This window comes from Pseudonocardia kongjuensis (assembly GCF_039526905.1).
Lineage (GTDB): Bacteria > Actinomycetota > Actinomycetes > Mycobacteriales > Pseudonocardiaceae > Pseudonocardia > Pseudonocardia kongjuensis.
In genome coordinates, this window is record NZ_BAAAJK010000062.1 from 20,849 (window position 1) to 42,987 (window position 22,139).

Below are 22,139 nucleotides of genomic sequence, written 5' to 3' on the forward strand. Positions count from 1 at the left end.
GAGTTCTGCGCAACAGTCCAACACCCGGATCCGCGGGTAAAGGTCCAACTTTTCGCCGCGTGCGGTACGGACCCGGCACTGCGAGTGACGCCGGTCACCCCCGGCCCGCTGAGCGGCGCGGGAGCCGGACCGACCTCGCCATCATTGCGCTCTAAAGAAAGGACTTCTACTGTCAAGACATCCCGAACGCGCCCGCGACCGGCGGGCGACCACGGACGAGAAGGAGGTGGCCGCATGGGCGCGGACGTGCGCTCGACGGACCGGCCGCGGGTCGACGTGCTGCTGGAGCGGATGGGCGAGGACCTCGACCGCGGCCTGGTCCCGGCCGAGGTGTTCAACGACGAGTCGGTCCACCAGCGCGAGCTGCGCCGGATCTTCGGCCGCTGCTGGATCTACATCGGACACGAGTCGGAGCTGCCCGATCCCGGCGACTACCACGTGCGCCGGATCGGCGAGGACCCGTTCGTCTTCGTCCGCGACGAGAACGGGACGATCCGGGTGCTGCTCAACAGCTGCCGGCACCGCGGCAGCGTGGTGTGCCGGGTGGACTCGGGCAACACCTCGCACTTCCGGTGCCCGTACCACGCGTGGACCTACAAGAACGACGGCACGCTGATCGGCGTCCCGGCCCGGCAGAACGGCTACCGCGCGCTCGACATGTCGCAGTGGGGCCTGCTGCCCGCCGCGCAGGTGGACTCCTTCCACGGGCTGGTGTTCGCCACCCTCGATCCGGCCGCCCCGCCGCTGCACGACTACCTCGGCAAGTTCCGCTGGTACCTGGAGATGAGCGTCGCGCTCACCGAGGGCGGGATGGAGGTGCTCGGCGAGCCGCACCGCTGGCTGATCGACGCGGACTGGAAGTCCGGCGCGGAGAACTTCACCGGCGACAGCTCGCACACCCAGATGACGCACCGCTCGCTGCTGGAGGTCGGCATCGCCGACCAGGCCGGCGCCGGCAAGACCGGCAAGGCGCACGGCCTGCACGTCAACGAGTGCGACGGCCACGCGATCAGCATGCGGGTGCTCGCGCCCGGCGAGGAGCGCTGGTTCGACTACCCGAAGGAGCTCCAGGTCCTGATCGAGGAGGGCGGGCTCAGCGAGCCGCAGCTCGACCTGGTGCGGCGCGGCGTGGTGCACGACGGCACGGTGTTCCCGAACCTGTCGTTCATCCAGTTCTCCGCGCGCGAGGACATCGAGCTGCCGCCGACGCCGTTCGTGAGCATCCGCACCTGGCAGCCGCGCGGGCCGGGCCGGATGGAGGTGTGGAGCTGGCTGCTCGCGCCGCGCGAGGCGTCGCCGGAGTTCAAGGAGCGGATGTACCGGGCCGGGATGGCCAGCTTCAGCCCGTCCGGCGCGTTCGAGCAGGACGACGCGATCGTCTGGAGCGGGGTGGCCCGCACCGGCGGCAGTGTCGCGGCCGAGCTGCAGGGCATCCGGTTCAACTACCAGATGGGCATGCCCGGCATGGGCGACGCCGAGCCGATCGAGGACTGGCCGGGGCCGGGGGTGGCGTGGCCGTCGAACTCCGGGGAGAGCGGTCTGCGGACCTTCCACCGGCGCTGGTACGAGCAGATGACCGCCGGCCCGGCGGACGGGGAGTGACCGGCGTGGACATGAACTCCATCGACGACGCCGCGCTCGCCGACTTCTACCACCGGGAGGCGGCGCACCTCGACGACAACGAGCTGCACGAGTGGCTGGCGCTGCTCACCGCCGACGTGCAGTACCGGATCCCGGTGCGCGCGGTGCGCGAGCGCGGGATCACCGCGCACGACTCCGACTTCACCGACCGGGCGAACTTCCTGTGGGAGAACATCGGCACGCTGCGCACCCGGGTGCGCAGGCTGGACTCCGAGTTCGCCTGGGCCGAGCGGCCGCCGACCCGCACCCGGCGGCTGGTCACCAACATCCGCCGCCGCGAGCCGGCGTCCGGCGACACCGGCTCGGAGACCGGCGCGCTCACCAACATCGCGGTCTTCTGCTACCACGGCGGCGATCCGGCGCCGGTGGTGCTCACCGGCAAGCGGATCGACACGCTCCGCCTGGTCGACGGCGAGCTGCGGCTCGCCGACCGGCTCGTCCGCCTGGACAGCACCGTCCTGGGCCTGCACGCATTGTCGATCTTCCTGTGAGCGGCGACGGCGAGCGGACGGTCGCCGTGGACTGGCGCGGCGGCGCCGAGATCGGCAACGAGTTCGCCTCGGTCCGGCTGCGCATCGTCGACACCCCGACCGGCGTCCGGCTGGAGGTCTACTCGCTCAAGCTCGGCGAGCGGATCCTGCTCGATCCGGTCGTGCTGGAGAGCCTGACCTGGCAGTCCCCCGATCTCTTCTCGACCTTCCTCGAACAACCGCTGGGGCCCGAGGAGCACTGACCGCCCGCACCGTACGGAGGAGACATGACCGAACCCGTCACCGAGACCGTGGCGCTGTCGTCGCGGGTACTGGGCGACGCCGGGCACGGCGACTACATCTGGGGCCACTCGTCGGCCCGCGACCCGGACGGCCGCGGGGTGTGGATCAAGCCCAGCGGCTACGGCCTGGAGGAAATCACCCCGGACATCGTGCAGCTGCTCGACTGGGACGGCGGCATCCTGCACGGCCCCGGCCGGCGGCACGTCGAGTACCCGATCCACACCGAGATCATGGCCGCCCGGCCGGACGTCGGCGGCGTCGTGCACACCCACTCGCCGCACGCCGTCGCACTGGCCGCGGCCGGGCAGGAGCTGCGCCCGGTCAGCCACGCCGCGAACTACTTCACCCCGCCGTCGGTGCCCCGGTTCACCGACACCGCGGACCTGATCGTCACCGCCGAGCTCGGCCGGTCGGTCGCCGCCACGATCGCCGACACCCAGGCGGTGTTCCTGGTCAACCACGGGATCGTCACCGTCGGGCCGGACCTGCCGACCGCGACGATCGCCGCCCTGCTGCTGGAGGACGCCGCCCGCCAGCAGCTGCTGACCGTCGGCTACGGCGGCCTGCCGACCTGGTCGCAGACCGAGGAGTCGCTGGCCAAGCGGGAGCGGATCTACCACCCGGCCGCGCTGGACCAGCTGTGGCAGTACCTGGTCCGGCGGCTGGACCGGCACGTCCCGGCCGCACCGGTCGGCTGAGCGGAACGCAGGACACCGAACCCGCCGGCGCACCGGCCTACGGTCGCCCGGCGTCGTCATCACAGGAGAACGGGAGCAGCCATGGGACGGGTCGAGGGCAAGGTCGCCTTCATCACCGGAGCGGCCCGCGGGCAGGGCCGCAGTCACGCGGTCCGGCTCGCCCAGGAGGGCGCGGACATCATCGCGACCGACACCACCACGACGATCGGGAGCGTGCCCTACCCGCTCTCGACCGCCGAGGATCTCGCCGAGACCGTCCGGCTGGTCGAGGCCACCGGGCGGCGGATCGTGGCCCGGGAGGCCGACGTCCGCGACCCGGCCGCGCTGCGCGCCGCGGTCGACGCCGGGATCGCCGAGTTCGGACGGCTGGACATCGTGGTCGCCAACGCCGGCATCGTCGGGTTCGGGCCCGCGCTGGAGATCGACGACGAGGCGTGGCAGGACATGGTGGACGTCAACCTCACCGGCAGCTGGCGGACGCTGAAGGCCGCGGTGCCGCACATCGTCGCCGGCGGCCGCGGCGGCGCCGTCGTGGTCACCAGCTCGACGCTGGCGATGCAGGCGTTCGAGCACACCGCGCACTACGCGGCCACCAAGGCCGGGCTGGTGATGCTGACGAAGGTGATGGCCAAGGAGCTGGCCGGGCACCGGATCCGGGTCAACACCGTCAACCCGACGACGGTCGCGACGCCGATGGTGCTCAACGACGCCGTCTACCGGCTGTTCCGGCCGGACCTCGACGCGCCGACCCGGGACGACTTCGAGGACGCCGCCAGGCAGCTCAACCGGCTGCCGGTGGCGGTGATCGACCCGGCGGACGTGACCGAGGTGGTGCTGCACCTGGTCGCCGACAGCGGCCGCTACATCACCGGGACGACCCAGCTGATCGACGCGGGGTCCGGGCTCTGACCGTCCGCACTACCCTCTCCGCTGTGAAGAAGAAGTCCTCCGCGACGGAGCCCGCGGCGGGACCCGCGGGCCCGTCGCGGGTCCCGCAGTACCCGATCGAGTCCGTCGACAACGCGCTCAAGGTCCTGCTGCTGCTGGGCGAGCGCTCGGAGCTGCGGCTCACCGACGTCAGCGAGTACCTCGGGGTGGCGTCGTCGACGGCGCACCGGGTGCTGGCGATGCTGCAGTACCGCGGCTTCGTCCGGCAGAACGAGCGCACCAAGCTCTACGGCCCGGGCACCGCGCTCACCGGCGTCGCCTTCGCGATCCTGCAGCGCTTCGACTTCCGGACCACGCTGCGCCCGTTCCTGGAACGGCTGCACACCGAGTTCGGCGAGACCGTGCACCTGGGCATGCTCGACGGCTCGATGGTCCGCTTCATCGACGCGATCGAGAGCCCGCGGGTGGTGCGGGTGACCTCCCGGCTCGGGATGTCGCTGCCGGCCAGCTCGACGTCGATGGGCAAGGCACTGCTCGCCCAGATGACGCCCGCCGAGCGGCTGTCCCTCTACCCGAACGGCGAGCTGGAGGGCCTCACCGAGCACAGCGTGCGGCTGCGCAGCGAGCTGGAGGCCCAGATCGAGACCGTCCGCAGGCGCGGGTACGCGATCAACCGGCAGGAGAGCGAGCTGGAGGTCGCGACCGTCGCGGTCGCGTTCCCGCCGCGGGTGGCGCCGGCCCGGCTCGCGGTGAACGTCGCGGCCCCGATCAACCGGATGTCGGTGGCCAAGCAGCGGATGATCGGCGCGACCGTGCGGGCGGTCGTCGACGAGGCCGCCGAGCTGCTCCCGGCGGCGCCCACCGACTGACCGCGCCGCCCGGGTCAGCCCGCTGCGCGGGTGCGCGGGCGGAGCGCGTGCACGGTCTCCCGCAGCGACGCCCCGGCCGCGATGCCCCGGCGCCCGACGATCGTGCTGCGCGGCCGGCCGACCGCGACCAGCCCGGTCAGCGGCCCGTCCGGGTCGCCGAACAGCGCGGTGAACCGGCCGGGCTCCGCGTCGTCGCGCAGCAGCACGGCGGGCAGGCCCTCGGCCCGCCCGGCGACCTGCACGGTGCGCCCGTACTGGTCGCTCCACACGTACTCGACCGGGCTGAGCGTGCGCGGATCGTCCGGGTGCACGATCGAGTGCGCCACCACGCCCGCCTGCTCGCCCGCGCTCGTCCAGTGCTCGAGCCGCAGGTGCTCCCCGCGCCGCGGGTGCCACCAGCGCGCCACGTCGCCGACCGCGTGCACGCCGGTCCCGCCGGCCACCCGGCCGGACGCGTCGCAGACCAGGCCGTCCCGGATCTCCAGGCCCGATCCGGCCAGCCAGCCGTCGTTCGGTTCGGCGCCGACCCCGACGACGACGGTGTCGGCGTCGAGCACCTCTCCGCCGGAGAGCCGCACGCGCAGCCCGCCGCGGTCGCCGTCGAGCTCCTCGACCCGGGAGCCGAACCGGGTCCGCACCCCGTTCGCCCGGTGCAGCTCGGCCAGCAGCGCGCCGACGCCGGGACCGACCACCCGCACCATCGGCGCGTCCAGCGGATCGACCAGGGTCACCTCCAGCCCGAGCCCGCGGGCGGTGGCCGCGACCTCGCAGCCGATCACCCCGGCGCCGACGACGACCAGCCGGCCGCCCCGTTCCAGGTCGGCCCGCAGCGCGACGGCGTCCGCCCGGGTGCGCAGCAGGTGCGCGCCGGGCGGGAGCCCCCACGGCGAGGGCCGGGCGCGGGTGCCGGTGGCGACGACGAGATCGTCGAACCCGAGCCGCTCGCCGCCGTCGAGCACGATCCCGGCGGCCGCCGGATCGAGCCGCTGTGCGGTCCGGCCGAGCAGCAGCGTGACGTCCAGCGCCGCCAGCTCGGCGGGGGTCGCGAGGTCCACCGCGGCCGGATCGCGGTCGCCGGAGAGCACGCCCTTGGACAGCGGCGGGCGGTCGTAGGGCGGCTCCGGTTCGTCGCCGACCAGGGTGATCCGGCCGGCGTACCCGGCCGCCCGCAGCGCCTGCACGGTCCGCAGGCCGCCGAGCGACGCCCCCACGACGACGGTGTGCCGGGTCATTCCTCCACCACCAGCGCGGCCACCGGGCAGGTGCGGGCGGCGGCCTCGATCCGCGGCCGCTCGGCGTCCGGGAACTGCGCGCGGAGCAGGATCACGGTCCCGGAGTCGTCGACGTCGAAGACGTCGTCGGCGGCCAGCACGCAGTTCGCGTAGCCCTGGCAGGTGTCGAGGTCCGCACGGACGACGGGCACTGTCCCTCCTCGGGAATCGGGTTCGTTCAGCGGAGCGGCAGCGAGGCGCTCGCCGCCCAGCCCGGCATCAGCCGGTTCGGCTCGACGTTCTTGTCGAGGACCTTGCGGGCCACCTCGGCACCGGCCACCGGGAGCCCGTCCGGTTCGATCAGGCCGGCCTGCACGAGCACCGACGCCTGGTCGAAGTAGATGTGCTCGTTGTAGATCCTGTCGCCGCGGAAGGAGACGATCGCGACCATCGCGACCTCCATCGGACGGCCGGTGGGCGCGATCCCGGGCAGCAGGTAGGGGATCTCCCGGTCGTGGGTGAAGCGCAGCACCAGCTCCTGCACGATCCGGTTCACCCCGACCGTGCGGGACACCGGGATCATCGTGGTGTCGTCGGGGTGCACGTCGACGAAGTGGTACTTGTAGAAGCGCAGCAGCATGTCGTGCCCGACGCCGCCCATCACGGTGGGCGCGATGTTGACGTAGGGATCGTCGACCATCGTGTCCAGCACCGCGGCGGCGTCCTTGGTGACGAACTCGTGGTACATGTGCAGGTCCCACACGGCCTCGAGGTCGTAGTGCGGCCCGAGGGTGCCGCGGACGACGGCCAGCGTGCGGGTGAAGGCGAGCTCGGTGGCCGCCGCGTCGAAGTAGGGCCGGGTGTCGTTCGCGAACGCGTGGTCGGCGCCCTGGTAGACGTGCAGCGACAGGTTCTCGTGCCGGTCGACGACCGCCCGGACGGCGTCCACCTCGTGCCCGCAGTGGCTGTCCTCGCTGCCGTAGTGCAGCGCCAGCGGGACGGACACCTTCTCCAGCTCGTCGAGGTGGCCGTCGATGCCGACGCCGTAGTAGCCGACCGCGCAGTCCACCCCGGTCCGGGCGGCGGCGAGCACGGCCAGCCGGCCGCCGAGGCAGTAGCCGACGACGCCGACGCCGCCGGTGTGCTCGGGCCGGTCGCGCAGCGCGGCGACGGTGGCGCCGACGTCCTCGACCGCGCGGTCGATGTCGAACCGCTGGTAGAGCCCCATGGCGTGCTCGAAGTCGGCGTCGGTCAGCTCGACGCCGGGTTCGAGGCGCCAGTAGAGGTCGGGCACCGCGACCACGTAGCCCTCGGCCGCGTAGCGGTCCGCGTCGGCCCGCATGAACGCGGTGACCCCGAACGCCTCCTGCAGCAGCACCAGGCCGGGGCCGGAGCCGCTCTCGGGGGTCGCCAGGTAGGCGCGGAACACCCCGCCGTCCGCGGACGTGATCTCGACCTGTTCACCCACTGGAATCACTTCCTCTGTGCAGAACACAACTCTGTGATGCGCAGAGTCAAGCACCATCGCCGCGGCACCGTCAACGACGGGACGGTCAAGGTCGGACTTTTGTCACGGCCGGTCGGCGGATCGGGGCCGTTCGGCGGCACACGGCCCCGCCGTCCGACGGAAGGGCACCGGCCCGGTCCGGGACCGGGGGCCGGTCAGCGCACCGGGAAGATCGGGCCGCGCCGGGCCGGGGCCTGCGGCCGCGGTCCCATCGACTGGTAGAAGGCGTTGAGCCGGACCAGGTGCCGGCGCATCGCCTCGGCGGCGCCGTCCCCGTCGCCGGCCTCGACCAGGCCGAGGATCTCCTCGTGGTCGGCCTCGATCTCGCCCCAGATCTTGCGCCGCGACGGCGGGATCACGAACCGGGACCGGATGACGCCGAACACCGGCGCGGTGACCAGCTGCAGCAGCCGGTTCCCGGACGCCTCCAGCAGCTCGGTGTGGAACCGGCGGTGGTGCTGGTAGCGGACGTCGGCGTCCGGCGGCGCCGCCTCGACCGCCTCCCGCAGCGCGACGAGCTGCTCGTCGGTCCGGCGCTGCGCGGCCAGCCGCGCGGCCGGGACCTCCAGCAGCATCCGGGTGTCCAGCAGCTCGTCGAGGCTGATCGCGTCGGTGCCGCTGAGGATCCCGAGCCCGGTCTCCAGGTGGTCGCGCAGCACGCTCGGGTCGGTGCGGGTCACGAAGGTGCCACCGTGCGCCCCGCGCACCGAGTACAGCAGGTTCGCCGCGGTCAGGATCCGGATCGCCTCGCGCACCGTGCCGCGGCTGACCCCGAACGCCGACGCGACCTCGCCCTCGCTCGGCAACCGGTCCCCCGGCGTCAGGTCGCCCTCGACGATCAGCGCCCGGATCTGGTCGGCCACCTGCTCGTAGGCCGGCCGGATCCGGTGCACCGCGCGCAGCGACGCGGGCCCGCCGTCCGCACGATCCGCCATGACATCCTCCCGACCGGTCCCGGGTCGTCCACGATACGAGGTCCGACCTTCGACCGCCGCCGGTCGATATCTCTCTGCTGACCGAAGAGACATTCGTTCAGACGGAAATCCTACCCCGGCGCGTCCGCGGTCGCGGTCAGGCGGTGGTCGCCGCCCAGCTCGCCGGCAGGTTCAGCGCCCGGCTCGACGGCGAGCCCGGCCCGGCGGTGCGGACGACGGTCGCGGTGTCCGGGTCGCCGGGCAGAACCCGGCGTCGAGCGGGCCGATGGCCGATGCGCCGCGCCGCGCCGGGTGGCACCGGCCGGCGCTACGCCAGGCCGTGCTCGATCGCGTACCGGACCAGCGCCCCGCGGCCGGGCACGTCGAGCTTGCGCAGCAGCCGCTGCACGTGGTTCTCCACGGTCCGCGGCGAGAGCACCAGCCGGGCGGCGATCTGCCGCGCGGTGAGGCCCTCGACCACCAGCCGCAGCACCTCGGACTCGCGCGGGCTCAGCTCGGGCACCGGCCGGACCGGCGTCACCACCGACTCCAGCACGACCGCGGCCAGGCCCGGCGAGAACGCCGGCCGCCCGGCCAGCGCGGCCCGGGCGAGCGGGGCCAGCTCGGCCGGGTCGTCGGTGGTCGCGACGCCGGTGGCGCCCGCCCGGACGGCGTCGAGGACCAGCTCGTGGTCCGCCCCCGGCGCCGCGACGGCCAGCACCGGGACGGCCGGGACGCGCGCGGCGACCGCCTCGACCGCGGCCAGTCCCGGATCGCGGGCGCCGGCCAGGTCGACGATCACCAGGGCCGGCCGGAGCCGGACGACGGCGGCCGCCACCGCCTCCGCGGGGCCGGCCGCGGTGCGGCCCAGCACCGGCCATCCGCGGGGCACCGGCGGGTCGCCCACCAGCACGGAACCGGCCGGCCACGCGTCGGTGTCGTGCAGCACCCGTCGTTCCCCGTTCCACCCGATTCGGCCGGACGGCTCAGCTTGCCATGATCCGTTCGAGTGACGACGGGCCTCCCGGCATCCGGACGGCCGCTCCCGTCAGGCGGGAGCGAGGGCGCGCCTGCGGTAGCGCAGCACGCGCCGGGCGGCGCCCGCGGTGCCGCCGACGAGCAGCGCGAGCAGCAGCCCGGCGAGCATCGACAGCAGCGGATCGCCGTGCGTGAACGGGCCGACCAGAACCCCGATGCCGGTCATCCAGCTGCACCAGACCAGCGAGCTGGCCACCGTCGCCGGGACGAAGGCGCGCAGCGGCAGCCGGACCCGGCCGGCCGCCGTCACGCTCGCCAGCCGGCCGCCGGGCAGCAGCCGGGTCGCGACCAGCGCGACGATCGGGCGGCGGTGCAGGTGCCTGCGCACCCAGGCGCCGATGCCGGCGTCCCGCCGGACGCCGGCCACCACCCGGTTCGACGACCGGCCCGCGCCGTAGAGCAGCGCGTCGCCGACCAGCGACCCGACCAGTGCCGCACCGAACAGCGCGACGATCCGCCAGCGGTCGCCGTCGGCGAGCGCCGACGCCGTCGCGCTGAACAGCACCGGCTCGCTGGGCACCAGCGGCAGCGGCCCGTCGCAGACGACGGCCAGCGCGAGCAGCGGGAGCAGCCACGGGCTGTCCAGCAGGTACCCGATCAGCGTGGTCGGGTCGGTCACGGAGGATCTCCTGCCGGGGGCGACGGGCGGACCGGGCCGAGTCTGCCGGTCGCCGTGACCCGATCGTGACCCGGGTGCCCGGTCAGTCGGCCAGCCCCTGCTCGATCGCGTAGCGGACCAGCTGGCTGCGGTTGTGCAGCTGCAGCTTCCGCAGCGTGTTCTGCACGTGGCTCTCCACCGTGCGGTGCGACACGACCAGCTTCGCCGCGATCTGCTTGGCCGTCAGCCCCTTCGCGACCAGCCGCAGCACCTCGGTCTCCCGCTCGGTCAGCGCGGGCACCGCGGGCGAGCCGTCGGCCGGCCGCGGGGACTCCGCGAGCCGCCGGTACTCGCCGAGCACCAGACCGGCCAGGCCGGGCGTGAACACGGCGACACCGCGCGCGGTCCGCCGGATCGCCTCCAGCAGCTCGTCCACCCCGGCGGACTTCACCAGGTAGCCCAGCGCGCCCGCCTTCACCGCCTCCAGGACGTCGGCGTGCTCGCCGGACGCCGAGAGCACCAGCACCCGGCTGTCCGGGCTCTTCTGCGCGATCTCGGCGATCGCGTCGACCCCGGAGGTGGAGCCCAGGTTCAGGTCCATCAGCACCACGTCCGGCCGGACGGCGGTGGCGATCCGGACCGCGGCGGGCGCGTCCGGGGCGGTGGCGACCACGTCCAGCCCGCGTTCGGCGAGATCGCGGGCGACCCCCTCCCGCCAGATCGGATGGTCGTCGACGACCATCACCCGGATCGGTGTCTCCTCGCTCATGCGTCCCCCCTGTCCAGCCGGATGACCCATTCAGTACCGAGTTCCGGCCCGGTGTCCAGGGTCAGCGTGCCGCCGAGGTCCTCCACCCGGCCGCGGATCGAACGGGCGACGCCGAGCCTGCCCTGTGCCTGCGCCTGCGCGAGCCGGCCGTCCGGGATGCCGGGGCCGTCGTCGCGGACGCTGATCTCCAGCGCGCCGGGCAGCTCCTCCAGCAGCACCCAGGCGCGCGCGGCCGGGCCGGCGTGCACCGCGACGTTGGCCAGCGCGGCGCGCACCGCACCCTCCAGCTCGTCGACGACCGGCGCGTCCAGCTCCACCGGGCGGCCGGGCGCCGACACGGTGACCCGGTCCGAGGCGAGTATCCGCAGCGCCGCGGCGAGATCGCGGCGGCCGCGCGCGTCGGTGGTGCCGGGCCCGGTCAGCAGCGCCCGCAGCGCGGTCTCCTGCTCCCCGGCGAGCACGCCCAGCTCGGTCGCGCCGCCGCCCAGCTCGGCGCCGCGCCGCTGCACGTGCGCCAGCACCTGCAGGACGCCGTCGTGGATGGACCGGGTCAGCCGCTCGCGTTCGGCGGCGGCGGCGTGCTCGGCGGTGAGCCGGCGCAGCCGGGCCGCGGTGCGCTCCAGCACGTGCGTCGCGAACCCGACGGTCAGCCCGGCCAGCACCAGCAGCTGGATGTCGCCCAGCTCCAGCGAGCCGAACCGCTCCTTGGACAGCACCAGCGCCACCGAGATCACCGCGGCGGCGCCGATCCCGCCGCGGATCCGGAACGCGACGGCGCAGGCCAGCACCGCGCCGGAGGTCCAGATCGAGCCCATCCCGGGACCGCCGGAGTCGAGCAGCGACTCGCTGACGACCCACGGCGTGGTCGCCATCACCGCCACGCAGACGGCGAGATCGGCGAGCGCGAGCCGGCCGCGGTGGTCCGGCGCGCCGGGCAGCCCGCCGAGGTAGCCCCAGGAGGTGACGGCCGTCCACAGGGTCATCGCGACCAGCACGCCGACGGCCGCCGACGGCCGCTCGTAGCCGGTGCGCAGGTGGTAGGCGGTCACCCCGATCACGGTGACCAGGGTCAGCAGCCGGTAGGCGATGATGCCGCGCCAGAACGGTTCGAGCGGATGCTCCACGTCGACCAGGGTCGCGCCCTGGGCGCGCGAGCGGGCCCGTTCCGGCAGGCTGCTCATCGCGGTGCGGTGCCGGTGATCAGCGCGTTGTAGAACCAGCGGCGCGGCACCACCCGGGACAGCAGGTGCTCGTCCACCCAGGACAGCCGCTGCCAGCCGTGGTAGGCGAACATCGCCCAGTTCCAGCCCAGCTTCCCGGGCGGGACGGCGGCCTCGAAGGTGCGCACCGGCCAGCCGAGCATCGCCGCGCTGAACTCCTCGGTGCTCGCCCGGACGCCCTCGGCGCCGGCCCGCCGGGCGGTGCGCTCCAGGTCGTCCGGGTCGAAGGTGTGGATGTCGACGACCGACTCGAGTGCGGCCGCCCGGGACGACTCGTCCAGTTCGGCCTGCGGGCGGCGCCAGCCCTGCAGCGGCGGCAGCTTGGTGATGGTGGTGGTGGCCTTCCAGGTCCACTGGCCGAGGGTGCGGGCGTAGGCGTCGCCGACGGTGGTCGGCTCCCCGGCGAAGACGAACCGGCCGCCCGGCTCCAGCACCCGCAGCACCTCGCGCAGCGCGGCCTCGACGTCCGGGATGTGGTGCAGCACGGCGTGCCCGACGACCAGGTCGAAGCTGTCGTCCGGGAACGGGATGTGCTCGCCGTCGACGACCCGGCCCTCGACGTCGAGCCCGAGGTGCTCGGCGTTGCGGGTGGCCGCGCCGACCATGCCCGGCGACAGGTCGGTGACGACGCCCCGCTCGGCGACCCCGGCCTGCATCAGGTTCAGCAGGAAGAACCCGGTGCCGCTGCCCAGCTCCAGGGCCCGCAGGTAGGGGCGGCCGTCCCACGGTGCGGCGGCCCGGAACCGGCCGACGGCGTAGTCGATGCAGCGTTCGTCGTAGCTGATCGACCACTTCTCGTCGTAGGTGCCCGCCTCCCAGTCGTGGTAGAGCACGTTGGCGAGTTTCGGGTCGTGCCAGGCCGCCTCGACCTGCTCGGCGGTGGCGTGCGGGGTGGGCGCCGGGTCCGAACTCATGAGTAGGAGTCTTGCAGAGCCGACCGGCCGAAACTGTCGGTGGGCTCGGTCATGGTGAGACCACGGGCACCATGACGGACCAGGTGAGCGAGCCGCCTCAGCTCGAGCGACCGGTCGACGGGTGGACGGTCGCCGATCTCGACCGTCGGCCGGATCGCTGGTGCGCTACGAGCTGACGGACCCAGCGCTGACCGAGTCCCCTTCCCCCTCGAGCCTGCACCAGGCGGTGTCCGGGCGGCTGTTCGCCCGCCTCGACGCAGCCTGCCCGGACGACCCGGCGGTCACCCAGGCCGTCGAGATCCGGTTCGGCCCCGAGCTGACCCGGATCCCGGACCTGCTGGTGGTCCGCTCCACCGAACCCGGCAGGCACTGGTTCTCCCCGGCCGAGGTCCTGCTCGCCGTCGAGATCGAGTCGCCCGGGTCGCTCGTCGAGGACCGGATCGTCACGCCGTCGATCTACTCCGCCCACGACATCCCGGCGTTCTGGCGGATCGAGCTCGATCCGATCCGGGCCCGCCGCCACACGATCGACCCCGGCGCCGCGGTCGGCACCATCGGCTATCGGGAGCTCGGCGGCCCGGAGGACCGGCTCGTCGCCGACGAGCCGGTCCCGCTCGACGTCGCGCTGCGCGACCTGCTGCCCGGCTGGGCCCGCTGAGCCAGCGGCCTAGCGTCCGGTGAAGGTCGCCTTGCCCGGGCCGTTCTCCACGAAGCTCGCCATGCCGGCCTTCGCGTCCTCGGAGGCGAACACCCCGGCGAACAGCTCCGACTCGATGTCCAGGCCGGTCCGCAGGTCGGTGTCCAGGCCGTTGTCGACGGCCTTCTTCGCGGCCGCGTAGGCCAGCGCCGGGCCGTCCTTGAACTGCGCCGCCCAGGCGAGGGCCTTCGCGTAGACCTCGTCGGCCGGCACGACCTCGTCGACCAGGCCGATCGCCAGCGCCTCCTCGGCGCCGACCATCCGGCCGGTGTAGATCAGGTCCTTGGTGCGCGGGGCGCCGATCAGCCGGGCCGCCCGCTGGGTGCCGCCGCCGCCCGGGAAGATGCCGAGCAGGATCTCCGGGAAGCCGAGCTTGGCGTTCTCGCCGGCGATCCGGCGGTCCGCGCCGAGCACGACCTCCAGGCCGCCGCCGAGCGCGTAGCCGGTCACCGCGGCCACGGTCGGCTTCGGGATCGTCGAGATCGCGCCCAGCCCGGCCGAGAGCCGGCGGGCCTGCGGCGCCATGTCCGCATAGGACATCGACGCCATCTCCTTGACGTCGGCGCCGGCGGCGAAGGTCTTCTCCCCGCCGTAGACGACGACGGCCCGCAGGTCGGCGCGGGTCGAGGCCTCGTCGGCCACCTCCAGCAGCTCACCCTGGATCTGGCGGTTCAGGGCGTTCATCGGCGGGCGGTCGATCCGGATCGTCCCGACGCCGTCGTCCACGGACAGGCTCACGAATTCGGTCACAGCCCGGACCCTAATCCCCGCGCCGCGCCCGCGCCCCGTCCGCCGAGATGCGCCACAGCGCGAGAAGTCGATCTCCGCAGGACACTGCTGCGCATCTCGGCGGTGCGGGCGCGGCTCAGGTCCGGCGGTAGGCGGTGAACCGGCCGCCCGGGCGGCGTTCGACGGTCAGGTCCAGGCCGAAGGTCTCGCTGAGCGGCGCGTCGGCCATCACGTCGTCGAGCAGCCCGGCCGCCACCACCCGGCCCTCGCGCAGCAGCATCCCGTGCGTGTAGCCCGGCGGGATCTCCTCGACGTGGTGGGTGACCAGCACCGACGCCGGCGCGTACGGGTCCTCGGCGAGACCGGCGAGCCGGCCGACCAGGTCCTCGCGCCCGCCCAGGTCCAGACCGGCGGCGGGCTCGTCGAGCAGCAGCAGCTCCGGATCGGTCATCAGCGCGCGGGCGATCAGGGTGCGCTTGCGCTCGCCCTCGGACAGCGTCCCGTACAGCCGGTCGGCGAGGGCGCCCATCCCGAGCTGCTCGAGCAGCTGGGTCGCGCGGCCGGTGTCCTCGCTCTCGTAGTCCTCGTTCCAGCGGCCCAGCACGCCGTACCCGGCCGACACGACGACATCGGCCACCCGCTCGTCGCCGGGGATCCGGATGCCGAGGTTCGCCGAGGTCAGCCCGATCCGCGGGCGCAGCTCGAACACGTTGACCCGGCCCATCCGCTCGCCGAGCACCTGCACCCGGCCGGACGTCGGGTGCAGCTCGGCCGCCGCGAGCCGGAGCAGGGTGGTCTTGCCGGCGCCGTTCGGGCCCAGCACCACCCATCGTTCGTCGAGCTCGACCCGCCAGTCCACGGCGTCGAGCAGGGTGGCGGCGCCGCGACGGACGGTGGCGCCGTCCATCCCGATCACCAGGTCCTCGGAGTCGATACTCGTTCCGCTGCCGCTGCTCTCGGAATCGATGGGCGTCGTGCCGGGAATGCTCACCCGCCTATCCTGGCCGACCGTGCCTGTCTTCCCGCTCGGTGCCCACCCCGACGACCACGGAACCCGCTTCGCGGTCGCCTCGACCAGCGCGGAAATGGTGGAGGTCTGCCTGATCGACGGCCCCGCCGGGGACGAGGGCGGGCTCACCGAGCGGCGGGTCGAGCTGCGCGAGCACACCTTCGGCGTCTGGCACGGGCACGTGCCCGGGGTGCGGCCGGGCCAGCGGTACGGGTTCCGGGCGCACGGGCCGTACCGGCCGTTCGCCGGGCTGCGCAGCAACCCGCACAAGATCCTCGTCGATCCCTACGCCCGGCGGATCACCGGCGCGGTCACCGACGTCGTCGCCGCCCGCGGCTGGCACGGCGACCCGATGACCGGCGGCCCGAGCACCGTCGACTCGCTGGGCAGCGTCCCGCTCTCGGTGGTCGAGTCCACCGCGCCCGGCAGGCGCCCGCCCCGGCCGGACGTCCCCTGGTCGGACACCGTGATCTCGGAGATCCACGTCAAGGGCTGGACGCGGCTGCACCCGGAGGTCCCGGAGGCGCACCGCGGCACCTATCTCGGGCTCGCCCATCCGGCCGTGATCGCGCACCTGCAGCGCACCGGGATCACCGCCGTCGAGCTGCTGCCGGTGCAGGCCAACGCCCCCGAGCCGCCGCTGCTGGAGCGCGGCGCGAGCAACTACTGGGGTTACGCCACGCTCGGCTTCCTCGCCCCGCACCCCGGCTACGCCGCCGACCCGGGCAACGAGTGCGCCGAGTTCGCCTACCTGGTCGACACCCTGCACGCCGCCGGGATCGAGGTGATCCTGGACATCGTGCCCAACCACACCTGCGAGGGCGGGGTCGGCGGGACGACGCTGTCCTACCGCGGGCTGGACGCGCCGGCGTACTACTCGCTGGGCGGGTCCGGGCACGACGCCGACATCACCGGCACCGGCAACACCCTCGACGCCGGCTCCCCCACCGTGATCCGGCTGGTCTGCGACGCGATGCGGCACTGGGTGCACGCCTACGGCGTCGACGGCTTCCGGATCGACCTGGCGTCGGTGCTGGGCCGCCCGCGGTCCGGCCCGTTCTCCCCGGACTCCGCGCTGCTCACCGCGATCGCCCAGGACCCGACGCTGTCGGGCTGCAAGCTGATCGCCGAGCCGTGGGACGCCACCGGCGAGGGCTACCGGGTCGGCGGGTTCGGCGTCGCCTGGTCGGAGTGGAACGGCCGCTACCGCGACGCCGTCCGGGACTTCTGGCGCGGGCACGGCGGCGGGGTCGCCGAGCTCGCGTCCCGGCTGACCGGCAGCTCCGACATCTACCGGCTGTCCGGGCGCCGGCCGTGGGCCTCGGTCAACTTCGTGACCGCGCACGACGGCTTCACGCTGCGCGATCTCGTCTCCTACGAGCGCAAGCACAACGAGGGCAACGGCGAGCAGAACCGGGACGGCACCGACGACAACCGCTCGCAGAACTTCGGCGTCGAGGGCGAGACCGACGACGCCGGGATCCGGGCCGCCCGGCGGTCCACCGCGCGGGCCCTGATGGCGACCCTGCTGCTGTCCATCGGCACCCCGATGATCACCGGCGGGGACGAGCGCTGGCGCACCCAGGGCGGCAACAACAACGCCTACTGCCGCGACGACGAGACGTCCTGGGTGGACTGGACGGCGACCGACGAGACGGCCGCGATGGAGGCGTTCACCGCGAAGGTCACCGCGCTGCGCCGGGAGTCGCCGGTGCTGCACCGCGACCAGTTCTACGTCGACGGCGAGGTGCTCTGGTGGGACCCGTCGGGGCGGCCGATGGAACCGCACGACTGGCACGACGGCGGCCGGCTGACCCTCGTCGTGCTGCTCGCCGACTACTGGCTGCTGTGCCTGCACGCCGGCGACGAGCCGGTCGACTGCCTGCTCCCCACCGGGCACGGCTTCGATCCGGTGCTGGACTCCACCACCGAGGACGGCGAGCCCGCCGATCCGGCCCCGGTCGGCGCCGGCGCGACGATCGTGCTGCCGCCCCGGTCGGTCCGGTTGCTGCGCAGCCACTGAGCCGGATCCCGCCTGCGGCTCCGCCGAACGGCCGTGGTTCACTCGTCCGTGTGACGAGCGCGACGCGTGTCGAAGCGGGGGATCCACGATGAGCGGGGTATACAGCCGGTCGTTCCGGACGGTCGGTGTCGGGCTCGCCGCCGTCGCGGCACTGCTCGCGGGCGGGGCGGCCGTGTCCGCCGCGCCGCGGATCGACGCGCCGGAGCCGCCCGGCCCGGTCCGGGACCTGGTGCTCGCCCCGGTCGAGGGCGGCGGCGCCCGCGGCACCGGCTTCGAGGCGAGCTGGACCGAGCCGGCCGGGACCGGCGGCGGGATCCGCACCCACTACGTCGTCGAGGCGCACGACGCGACCGGCGCCCGGCTGCACTCCGCCGCCACCCGCGCCACCACCGCGGGCCCGGTCCGCGGCGACCGCTGCCTCGGCCCGCTGACCTTCTCGGTGCGCGCGGTCACCCAGGACCCGCACGGCGGCGCCCCGCTCACCGGCCCCACCGTGCTCGCCGAGTTCGGCAAGGCCGATCCCTGCCCGATCCACATGTCGCTCTCCGCCGAGCAGACCGGCCCGGGGGCGGTGCGGGTCGACGCGGCCCGGGAGCAGCCGGTCGATCCCTACGTCGCCGGTCCGTGCGAGCTGACGGTCGACGGCGCGCCCGCCTGGAGCGGCACCTGCGGCGGCGCCACCGGCTGGAGCACCACCCTCGACGGGCTCGCGCCCGGCACCCACGGGCTGGTGCTCACCACCGTCTCCCCGCGCGGCGAGCAGCACGTCGCGCGCACCTCCGCGACCGTCACCTGACCGCCCCGGCCGGTCGTGTTACGCCGGACCGTCCCGACGCGACGAGATCGTCACAGGACCGACGACGATGCGGGGGCGGCGATGGGGAGCACCGGGCACCGGCCGGTTCCGGGGCGTCGCCGCACCGGCGTCCGCGGCGTACGCTGCGCGCATGCCGCGCTACGAGTTCCGCTGCCGCGAGTGCAGCTCGACCTTCGAGGTGGACCGGCCGATGGCCGCCGCCTCCGATCCGGCGGCCTGCCCGACCGGGCACGCGGACACCGTGAAGCTGCTCTCCACCGTCTCGCTCGGTGGGCGTTCGGCCGGCGGCCGGGCCGCGCCGCCACCGGCGATGGCCCCGGCCGGCGGCGGGGGCTGCTGCGGCGGAGGGTGCTGCGGCGGCTGATCCCGCCGCCGCGGACCGGCCCGGTCCTGCCGCACCCCGGCCCGGCCGCCCCGCGAACCGGCCCGGTCCTGCCGCACCCCGGCCCGGCCGCCCCGCGGACCGACCCGGCCGCCCCGCGAACCGACCCGGCCGCCCCGCGCTCCGGCCCGCGGCCGCTACCGGCCCGGGCGGTCGCGCTGCTGCTGGGCGCCCTGCTGCTCACCGCCTGCTCCGGGCTCACCGAACGCACCCCGGAGACCCGCACGGCCACCGCCGCCGGTCCGGGGGCGCCCGCGCTCACCGGCGCCGGCGGCACGCCCGCGGCGACCGGACCGGGCACCACCGGCACCGCGGGAGCGGGCACCGCCGCGACACCGGCCGCGACCGACACCGCCGGGGCGGGCCGGTCGGCCGGAGCGGGCGGGTCGGGCGGGTCGGGCGGGTCGGGCGGGTCGGGCGGGTCGGGCGGGTCCGCCGGGGAGACCGGCGGGCCGCTGCTCGGCGTCCCGGGCCGGCCGAACACCCGCGGCCTCGGCGAGCCCCGGCCCGCGCTGATCGACCTCGGCGGGACCGGCGCGACCGGCGTCGTCCGGGACGTGTCCTGGCAGGACTGGGGCGGCCCGCACGCCACCGGCACCGGGACCGCCAGCTACGCCGCCCCGGGCGCGCCGCTGTCCGCGGCGACACCGCAGCCGACCACGCTGGTCGCCTCCGACCTGGGCGACTGCGGCGGGCGGACCGCCTACCGGGTGCTCACCTGGTACTTCCCGCAGTACGGCGAGGTACCCGGCGCCCGCCCGCCGCTGGACGTCTGCGGCCGCTGACCGGCACTCACCCGGCCAGCACGATCCGGCCCAGCTCCACCGACGACGCCAGCTGCGGGTGCTGCGGCAGCACCCGCACCGTGTAGCCGGTCAGCCCGGCGTGCGGCAGCGGCACCGCGACCTCCCAGCTGCCGTCGCCGCGGTGCTCCATCGCGACGGTGACCGGATCGGCCAGCTCGTCGGCGTCGTCGACCCGGCCGACGACGGCCTCGACCGTCACGTCGGACGGCTCCAGCCCGGCCAGGTCCACCCCGGCGCGCACCGTCATCGGCGACCCGACGACCGGGGTGTCCGGCAGCCCGGACGCGTCCACCCCGGTGACCCGGACGTGGTTCCACGCCTTGTTCAGCCGGGCCCGGTACTGGGCGATGTCGCGGGCCGCGGCGTAGTCGTCGGCCGCGGCGGCCGCCGCGGCCCGGCCGGCCGGGGCGTACCAGTCCTGCACGTACTCCCGCACCATCCGGGTCGCCTGCACCTTGGGCCGCAGGGTGGTCAGCGTGTGCCGCACCATCTCCACCCAGCGCGGCGGGACGCCGTCGACCCGGTCGTAGAAGGCGGGCCCGACCTGGGTGGCGATCAGCTCGTAGAGCGCGTTCGCCTCCAGGTCGTCGCGCCGGGTCGGGTCCTCGACGCCGTCGGCGGTGGGGATCGCCCAGCCGTTGCGGCCGTCGTAGAACTCGTCCCACCAGCCGTCCCGGATGGACAGGTTGAGCCCGCCGTTGAGCGCCGACTTCATGCCGGACGTGCCGCACGCCTCCAGCGGGCGCAGCGGGTTGTTCAGCCAGACGTCGCAGCCCCAGTACAGGTACCGGGCCATCGACATGTCGTAGTCGGGCAGGAACACGATCCGGTGCCGGACGCCGGCGTCGTCGGCGAACCGGACGATCTGCTGGATCAGCGCCTTGCCGCCGTCGTCGGCCGGGTGCGACTTGCCGGCGACGATCAGCTGCACCGGCCGGTGCGGGTCGAGCAGCAGGCCGCGCAGCCGCTCCGGGTCGCGCAGCATCAGGGTGAGCCGCTTGTAGGTGGGCACCCGGCGGGCGAAGCCGACGGTGAGCACGTCGCGGTCGAAGACGTGATCGGTCCAGCCCAGCTCCGGCTCGGACGCGCCGCGCTCCAGCCAGGCGGCGCGCACCCGCCTGCGGACCTCGTCGACCAGCCGGGAGCGCAGCGTGTTGCGCAGCGCCCACAGGTCGGCGTCGGAGACCTCGGCCGGGGCGGACTCGGGCCCGCCGAGCACCTCGGCGACCTGACCGGCCTCCCAGGTGTTGCCGTGCACGCCGTTGGTGACCGAGCCGATCGGCACCTCGTCGCGGTCGAAGCCGGCCCACAGCCCGCCGAACATCTCCCGGGAGACGATCCCGTGCAGCTTCGAGACGCCGTTGGCGCGCTGGGCCAGCCGCAGGCCCATGTGCGCCATGTTGAACATCCCGTGGTCGGCGCCCGCGGCGTCCTCCTCGGCGCCGAGCGCGAGCACCCGCTCGACCGGCAGGCCGGGCAGCAGCCGGTCGGTCAGGTAGTGCCGCACCAGGTCCAGGCCGAACCGGTCGATCCCGGCGGGGACCGGGGTGTGCGTGGTGAACACCGTCCCGGCGCGGACCGCGGCCAGCGCCTCGTCGAAGTCCAGCCCGGCGCCGGAGACCGTGGCCGGCGAGCTGGCGGCGGGCCCGGCGCCGTTCGACGCGACCGCCGAGCCGGTGCACAGCTCCCGGATCCGCTCCAGCCCGAGGAACCCGGCGTGCCCCTCGTTGGTGTGGAACACCTCGGGGGCCGGGTGCCCGGTGGTCCGGCAGAACGCGCGCACCGCGCGGACCCCGCCGACGCCGATCAGGATCTCCTGCTGGATGCGGTGGTTCTGGTCGCCGCCGTAGAGCCGGTCGGTGACCCCGCGCAGGTCCGGCTCGTTCCCCTCGATGTCGGTGTCCAGCAGCAGCAGCGGGACCCGGCCGACCTTCGCCAGCCAGATCCGGGCGCTGAGCACGCGGTCGCCGGGCACGGCGACCTCGACCAGCACCGGCGAGCCGTCGGCGGCGGTGAGCAGCTGCAGCGGCAGGCCCTGCGGGTCGATCGCCGGGTAGTGCTCCAGCTGCCAGCCGTCCAGCGACAGCGACTGCCGGAAGTAGCCCGAGCGGTACAGCAGCCCGACCGCGATCAGCGGGACGCCCAGGTCGGACGCCGCCTTGAGGTGGTCGCCGGCCAGCACGCCGAGGCCGCCGGAGTAGTTCGGCAGCACCTCGGAGACGCCGAACTCCATCGAGAAGTAGGCGATCGCGCCGGGCAGGCCCGCCGCGTCCTCCTCCTGGTACCAGCGCGGCTCGTCGAGGTAGCGCTGCAGGTCGGCGTCGAGCTCGGCGACCCGCTCGGTGACCGCGGTGTCCGCGGCGAGCTCGGTGAGCCGGGCGGTCGGGATCTCGCCGAGCAGCCGGACCGGGTCCTGGCCGCAGCCGTCCCAGGCACGCGGATCCAGCGAGGCGAACAGGTCCCGGGTGGGCGCGTGCCACGTCCACCGCAGGTTCGTGGCCAGCGTCTGCAGCGGCGCGAGCGGACCGGGGAGCTGGGCACGGACGGTGAAACGGCGGAGGGCTCTCACGGCGGCGAGGGTAGCCGGGACCACCGACACGCGTACGCGGCCCGCCCGGCCGGGGGGCCCGTGCACC

Annotated in this window: 24 protein-coding genes; 11 read left to right on the forward strand and 13 right to left on the reverse strand. The window is 74.6% G+C overall.

What is annotated here, in order from left to right:
• Positions 1-234 precede the first annotated feature (234 nt).
• The 6 genes from ABD160_RS32545 (at position 235) to ABD160_RS32570 (ending at position 4,869) form a co-directional block, all read left to right on the forward strand.
• Positions 235-1,602 (forward strand): aromatic ring-hydroxylating oxygenase subunit alpha, encoded by a 1,368-nt coding sequence (locus ABD160_RS32545; RefSeq protein WP_344030370.1) that lies wholly within the window; start codon positions 235-237, stop codon positions 1,600-1,602.
• Between the two features lie 11 nt (positions 1,603-1,613).
• The gene (locus tag ABD160_RS32550) at positions 1,614-2,132 is read left to right on the forward strand and encodes an aromatic-ring-hydroxylating dioxygenase subunit beta (RefSeq protein WP_344030462.1); all 519 of its coding nucleotides are present in this window, start codon (positions 1,614-1,616) and stop codon (positions 2,130-2,132) included.
• Complete coding sequence (locus ABD160_RS32555) at positions 2,129-2,374, forward strand: hypothetical protein (RefSeq protein ID WP_344030372.1); 246 nt, start codon at positions 2,129-2,131, stop codon at positions 2,372-2,374. The genes ABD160_RS32550 and ABD160_RS32555 overlap by 4 nt, the downstream gene beginning before the upstream one ends.
• A 24-nt stretch (positions 2,375-2,398) precedes the next feature.
• Positions 2,399-3,112: a class II aldolase/adducin family protein gene (locus tag ABD160_RS32560; RefSeq protein ID WP_344030374.1), complete on the forward strand. Its 714-nt coding sequence runs from the start codon at positions 2,399-2,401 to the stop codon at positions 3,110-3,112.
• Positions 3,113-3,193: 81 nt separating this feature from the next.
• Positions 3,194-4,021, forward strand: a complete 828-nt coding sequence (locus ABD160_RS32565; RefSeq protein WP_344030376.1) for a mycofactocin-coupled SDR family oxidoreductase — start codon at positions 3,194-3,196, stop codon at positions 4,019-4,021.
• Between the two features lie 23 nt (positions 4,022-4,044).
• A complete protein-coding gene (locus tag ABD160_RS32570) occupies positions 4,045-4,869 on the forward strand; it encodes an IclR family transcriptional regulator (protein WP_344030378.1) in 825 nt (274 codons plus the stop codon).
• Between the two features lie 14 nt (positions 4,870-4,883).
• On the opposite strand, the gene ABD160_RS32575 is transcribed toward ABD160_RS32570, so the two are convergent.
• The 10 genes from ABD160_RS32575 to ABD160_RS32620 form a co-directional block, all read right to left on the reverse strand.
• The gene (locus ABD160_RS32575) at positions 4,884-6,101 is read right to left on the reverse strand and encodes an NAD(P)/FAD-dependent oxidoreductase (RefSeq protein ID WP_344030380.1); all 1,218 of its coding nucleotides are present in this window, start codon (positions 6,099-6,101) and stop codon (positions 4,884-4,886) included.
• Complete coding sequence (locus ABD160_RS32580; protein WP_344030382.1) at positions 6,098-6,292, reverse strand: ferredoxin; 195 nt, start codon at positions 6,290-6,292, stop codon at positions 6,098-6,100. The genes ABD160_RS32575 and ABD160_RS32580 overlap by 4 nt, the downstream gene beginning before the upstream one ends.
• Before the next feature lie 26 nt (positions 6,293-6,318).
• Positions 6,319-7,548 (reverse strand): dienelactone hydrolase family protein, encoded by a 1,230-nt coding sequence (locus ABD160_RS32585; RefSeq protein WP_344030385.1) that lies wholly within the window; start codon positions 7,546-7,548, stop codon positions 6,319-6,321.
• 194 nt (positions 7,549-7,742) lie between these two features.
• On the reverse strand, positions 7,743-8,522 hold the full coding sequence (locus tag ABD160_RS32590; protein ID WP_344030387.1) for a FadR/GntR family transcriptional regulator: 780 nt from the start codon (positions 8,520-8,522) through the stop codon (positions 7,743-7,745).
• A 136-nt stretch (positions 8,523-8,658) separates the two neighbouring features.
• Positions 8,659-8,820, reverse strand: coding sequence for a hypothetical protein (locus ABD160_RS32595; protein ID WP_344030389.1), 162 nt, complete (start codon positions 8,818-8,820; stop codon positions 8,659-8,661).
• Between the two features lie 9 nt (positions 8,821-8,829).
• On the reverse strand, positions 8,830-9,450 hold the full coding sequence (locus tag ABD160_RS32600; RefSeq protein WP_344030391.1) for a helix-turn-helix transcriptional regulator: 621 nt from the start codon (positions 9,448-9,450) through the stop codon (positions 8,830-8,832).
• A 99-nt stretch (positions 9,451-9,549) separates the two neighbouring features.
• Positions 9,550-10,158 carry a DedA family protein gene (locus ABD160_RS32605; protein WP_344030394.1) on the reverse strand — a complete coding sequence of 203 codons (609 nt, stop codon included), beginning with the start codon at positions 10,156-10,158 and terminating at the stop codon, positions 9,550-9,552.
• 82 nt (positions 10,159-10,240) lie between these two features.
• Positions 10,241-10,906 (reverse strand): response regulator, encoded by a 666-nt coding sequence (locus ABD160_RS32610; protein ID WP_344030396.1) that lies wholly within the window; start codon positions 10,904-10,906, stop codon positions 10,241-10,243.
• Positions 10,903-12,087 carry a MacS family sensor histidine kinase gene (macS, locus tag ABD160_RS32615; RefSeq protein WP_344030397.1) on the reverse strand — a complete coding sequence of 395 codons (1,185 nt, stop codon included), beginning with the start codon at positions 12,085-12,087 and terminating at the stop codon, positions 10,903-10,905. The genes ABD160_RS32610 and macS overlap by 4 nt, the downstream gene beginning before the upstream one ends.
• Positions 12,084-13,040: a class I SAM-dependent methyltransferase gene (locus ABD160_RS32620; RefSeq protein WP_344030401.1), complete on the reverse strand. Its 957-nt coding sequence runs from the start codon at positions 13,038-13,040 to the stop codon at positions 12,084-12,086. Before ABD160_RS32620 ends, macS begins: the two co-directional genes overlap by 4 nt.
• Before the next feature lie 160 nt (positions 13,041-13,200).
• On the opposite strand from ABD160_RS32620, the gene ABD160_RS32625 reads away from it, so the two are divergent.
• Positions 13,201-13,698, forward strand: a complete 498-nt coding sequence (locus ABD160_RS32625) for a Uma2 family endonuclease (RefSeq protein ID WP_344030403.1) — start codon at positions 13,201-13,203, stop codon at positions 13,696-13,698.
• Positions 13,699-13,707: 9 nt separating this feature from the next.
• Here the strand turns inward: ABD160_RS32625 and ABD160_RS32630 are convergent, their stop codons facing one another.
• Together ABD160_RS32630 and ABD160_RS32635 are read right to left on the reverse strand one after the other, a co-directional pair.
• Positions 13,708-14,487: an enoyl-CoA hydratase/isomerase family protein gene (locus ABD160_RS32630; RefSeq protein ID WP_344030406.1), complete on the reverse strand. Its 780-nt coding sequence runs from the start codon at positions 14,485-14,487 to the stop codon at positions 13,708-13,710.
• A 115-nt stretch (positions 14,488-14,602) separates the two neighbouring features.
• Positions 14,603-15,373, reverse strand: coding sequence for an ABC transporter ATP-binding protein (locus ABD160_RS32635; RefSeq protein WP_344030465.1), 771 nt, complete (start codon positions 15,371-15,373; stop codon positions 14,603-14,605).
• Positions 15,374-15,449: 76 nt separating this feature from the next.
• Here ABD160_RS32635 and glgX point away from each other — a divergent pair, with 76 nt between their 5' ends.
• The 4 genes from glgX (at position 15,450) to ABD160_RS32655 (ending at position 19,482) form a co-directional block, all read left to right on the forward strand.
• Positions 15,450-17,498 carry a glycogen debranching protein GlgX gene (gene glgX, locus ABD160_RS32640; protein ID WP_425563703.1) on the forward strand — a complete coding sequence of 683 codons (2,049 nt, stop codon included), beginning with the start codon at positions 15,450-15,452 and terminating at the stop codon, positions 17,496-17,498.
• 88 nt (positions 17,499-17,586) lie between these two features.
• Positions 17,587-18,294: a hypothetical protein gene (locus ABD160_RS32645; protein ID WP_344030412.1), complete on the forward strand. Its 708-nt coding sequence runs from the start codon at positions 17,587-17,589 to the stop codon at positions 18,292-18,294.
• Between the two features lie 151 nt (positions 18,295-18,445).
• A complete protein-coding gene (locus ABD160_RS32650) occupies positions 18,446-18,679 on the forward strand; it encodes a zinc ribbon domain-containing protein (RefSeq protein ID WP_344030415.1) in 234 nt (77 codons plus the stop codon).
• Positions 18,664-19,482 (forward strand): hypothetical protein, encoded by an 819-nt coding sequence (locus tag ABD160_RS32655; protein ID WP_344030417.1) that lies wholly within the window; start codon positions 18,664-18,666, stop codon positions 19,480-19,482. Before ABD160_RS32650 ends, ABD160_RS32655 begins: the two co-directional genes overlap by 16 nt.
• A gap of 7 nt (positions 19,483-19,489) precedes the next feature.
• On the opposite strand, the gene glgP is transcribed toward ABD160_RS32655, so the two are convergent.
• Positions 19,490-22,072: an alpha-glucan family phosphorylase gene (gene glgP, locus ABD160_RS32660; protein ID WP_344030419.1), complete on the reverse strand. Its 2,583-nt coding sequence runs from the start codon at positions 22,070-22,072 to the stop codon at positions 19,490-19,492.
• Positions 22,073-22,139 lie beyond the last annotated feature (67 nt).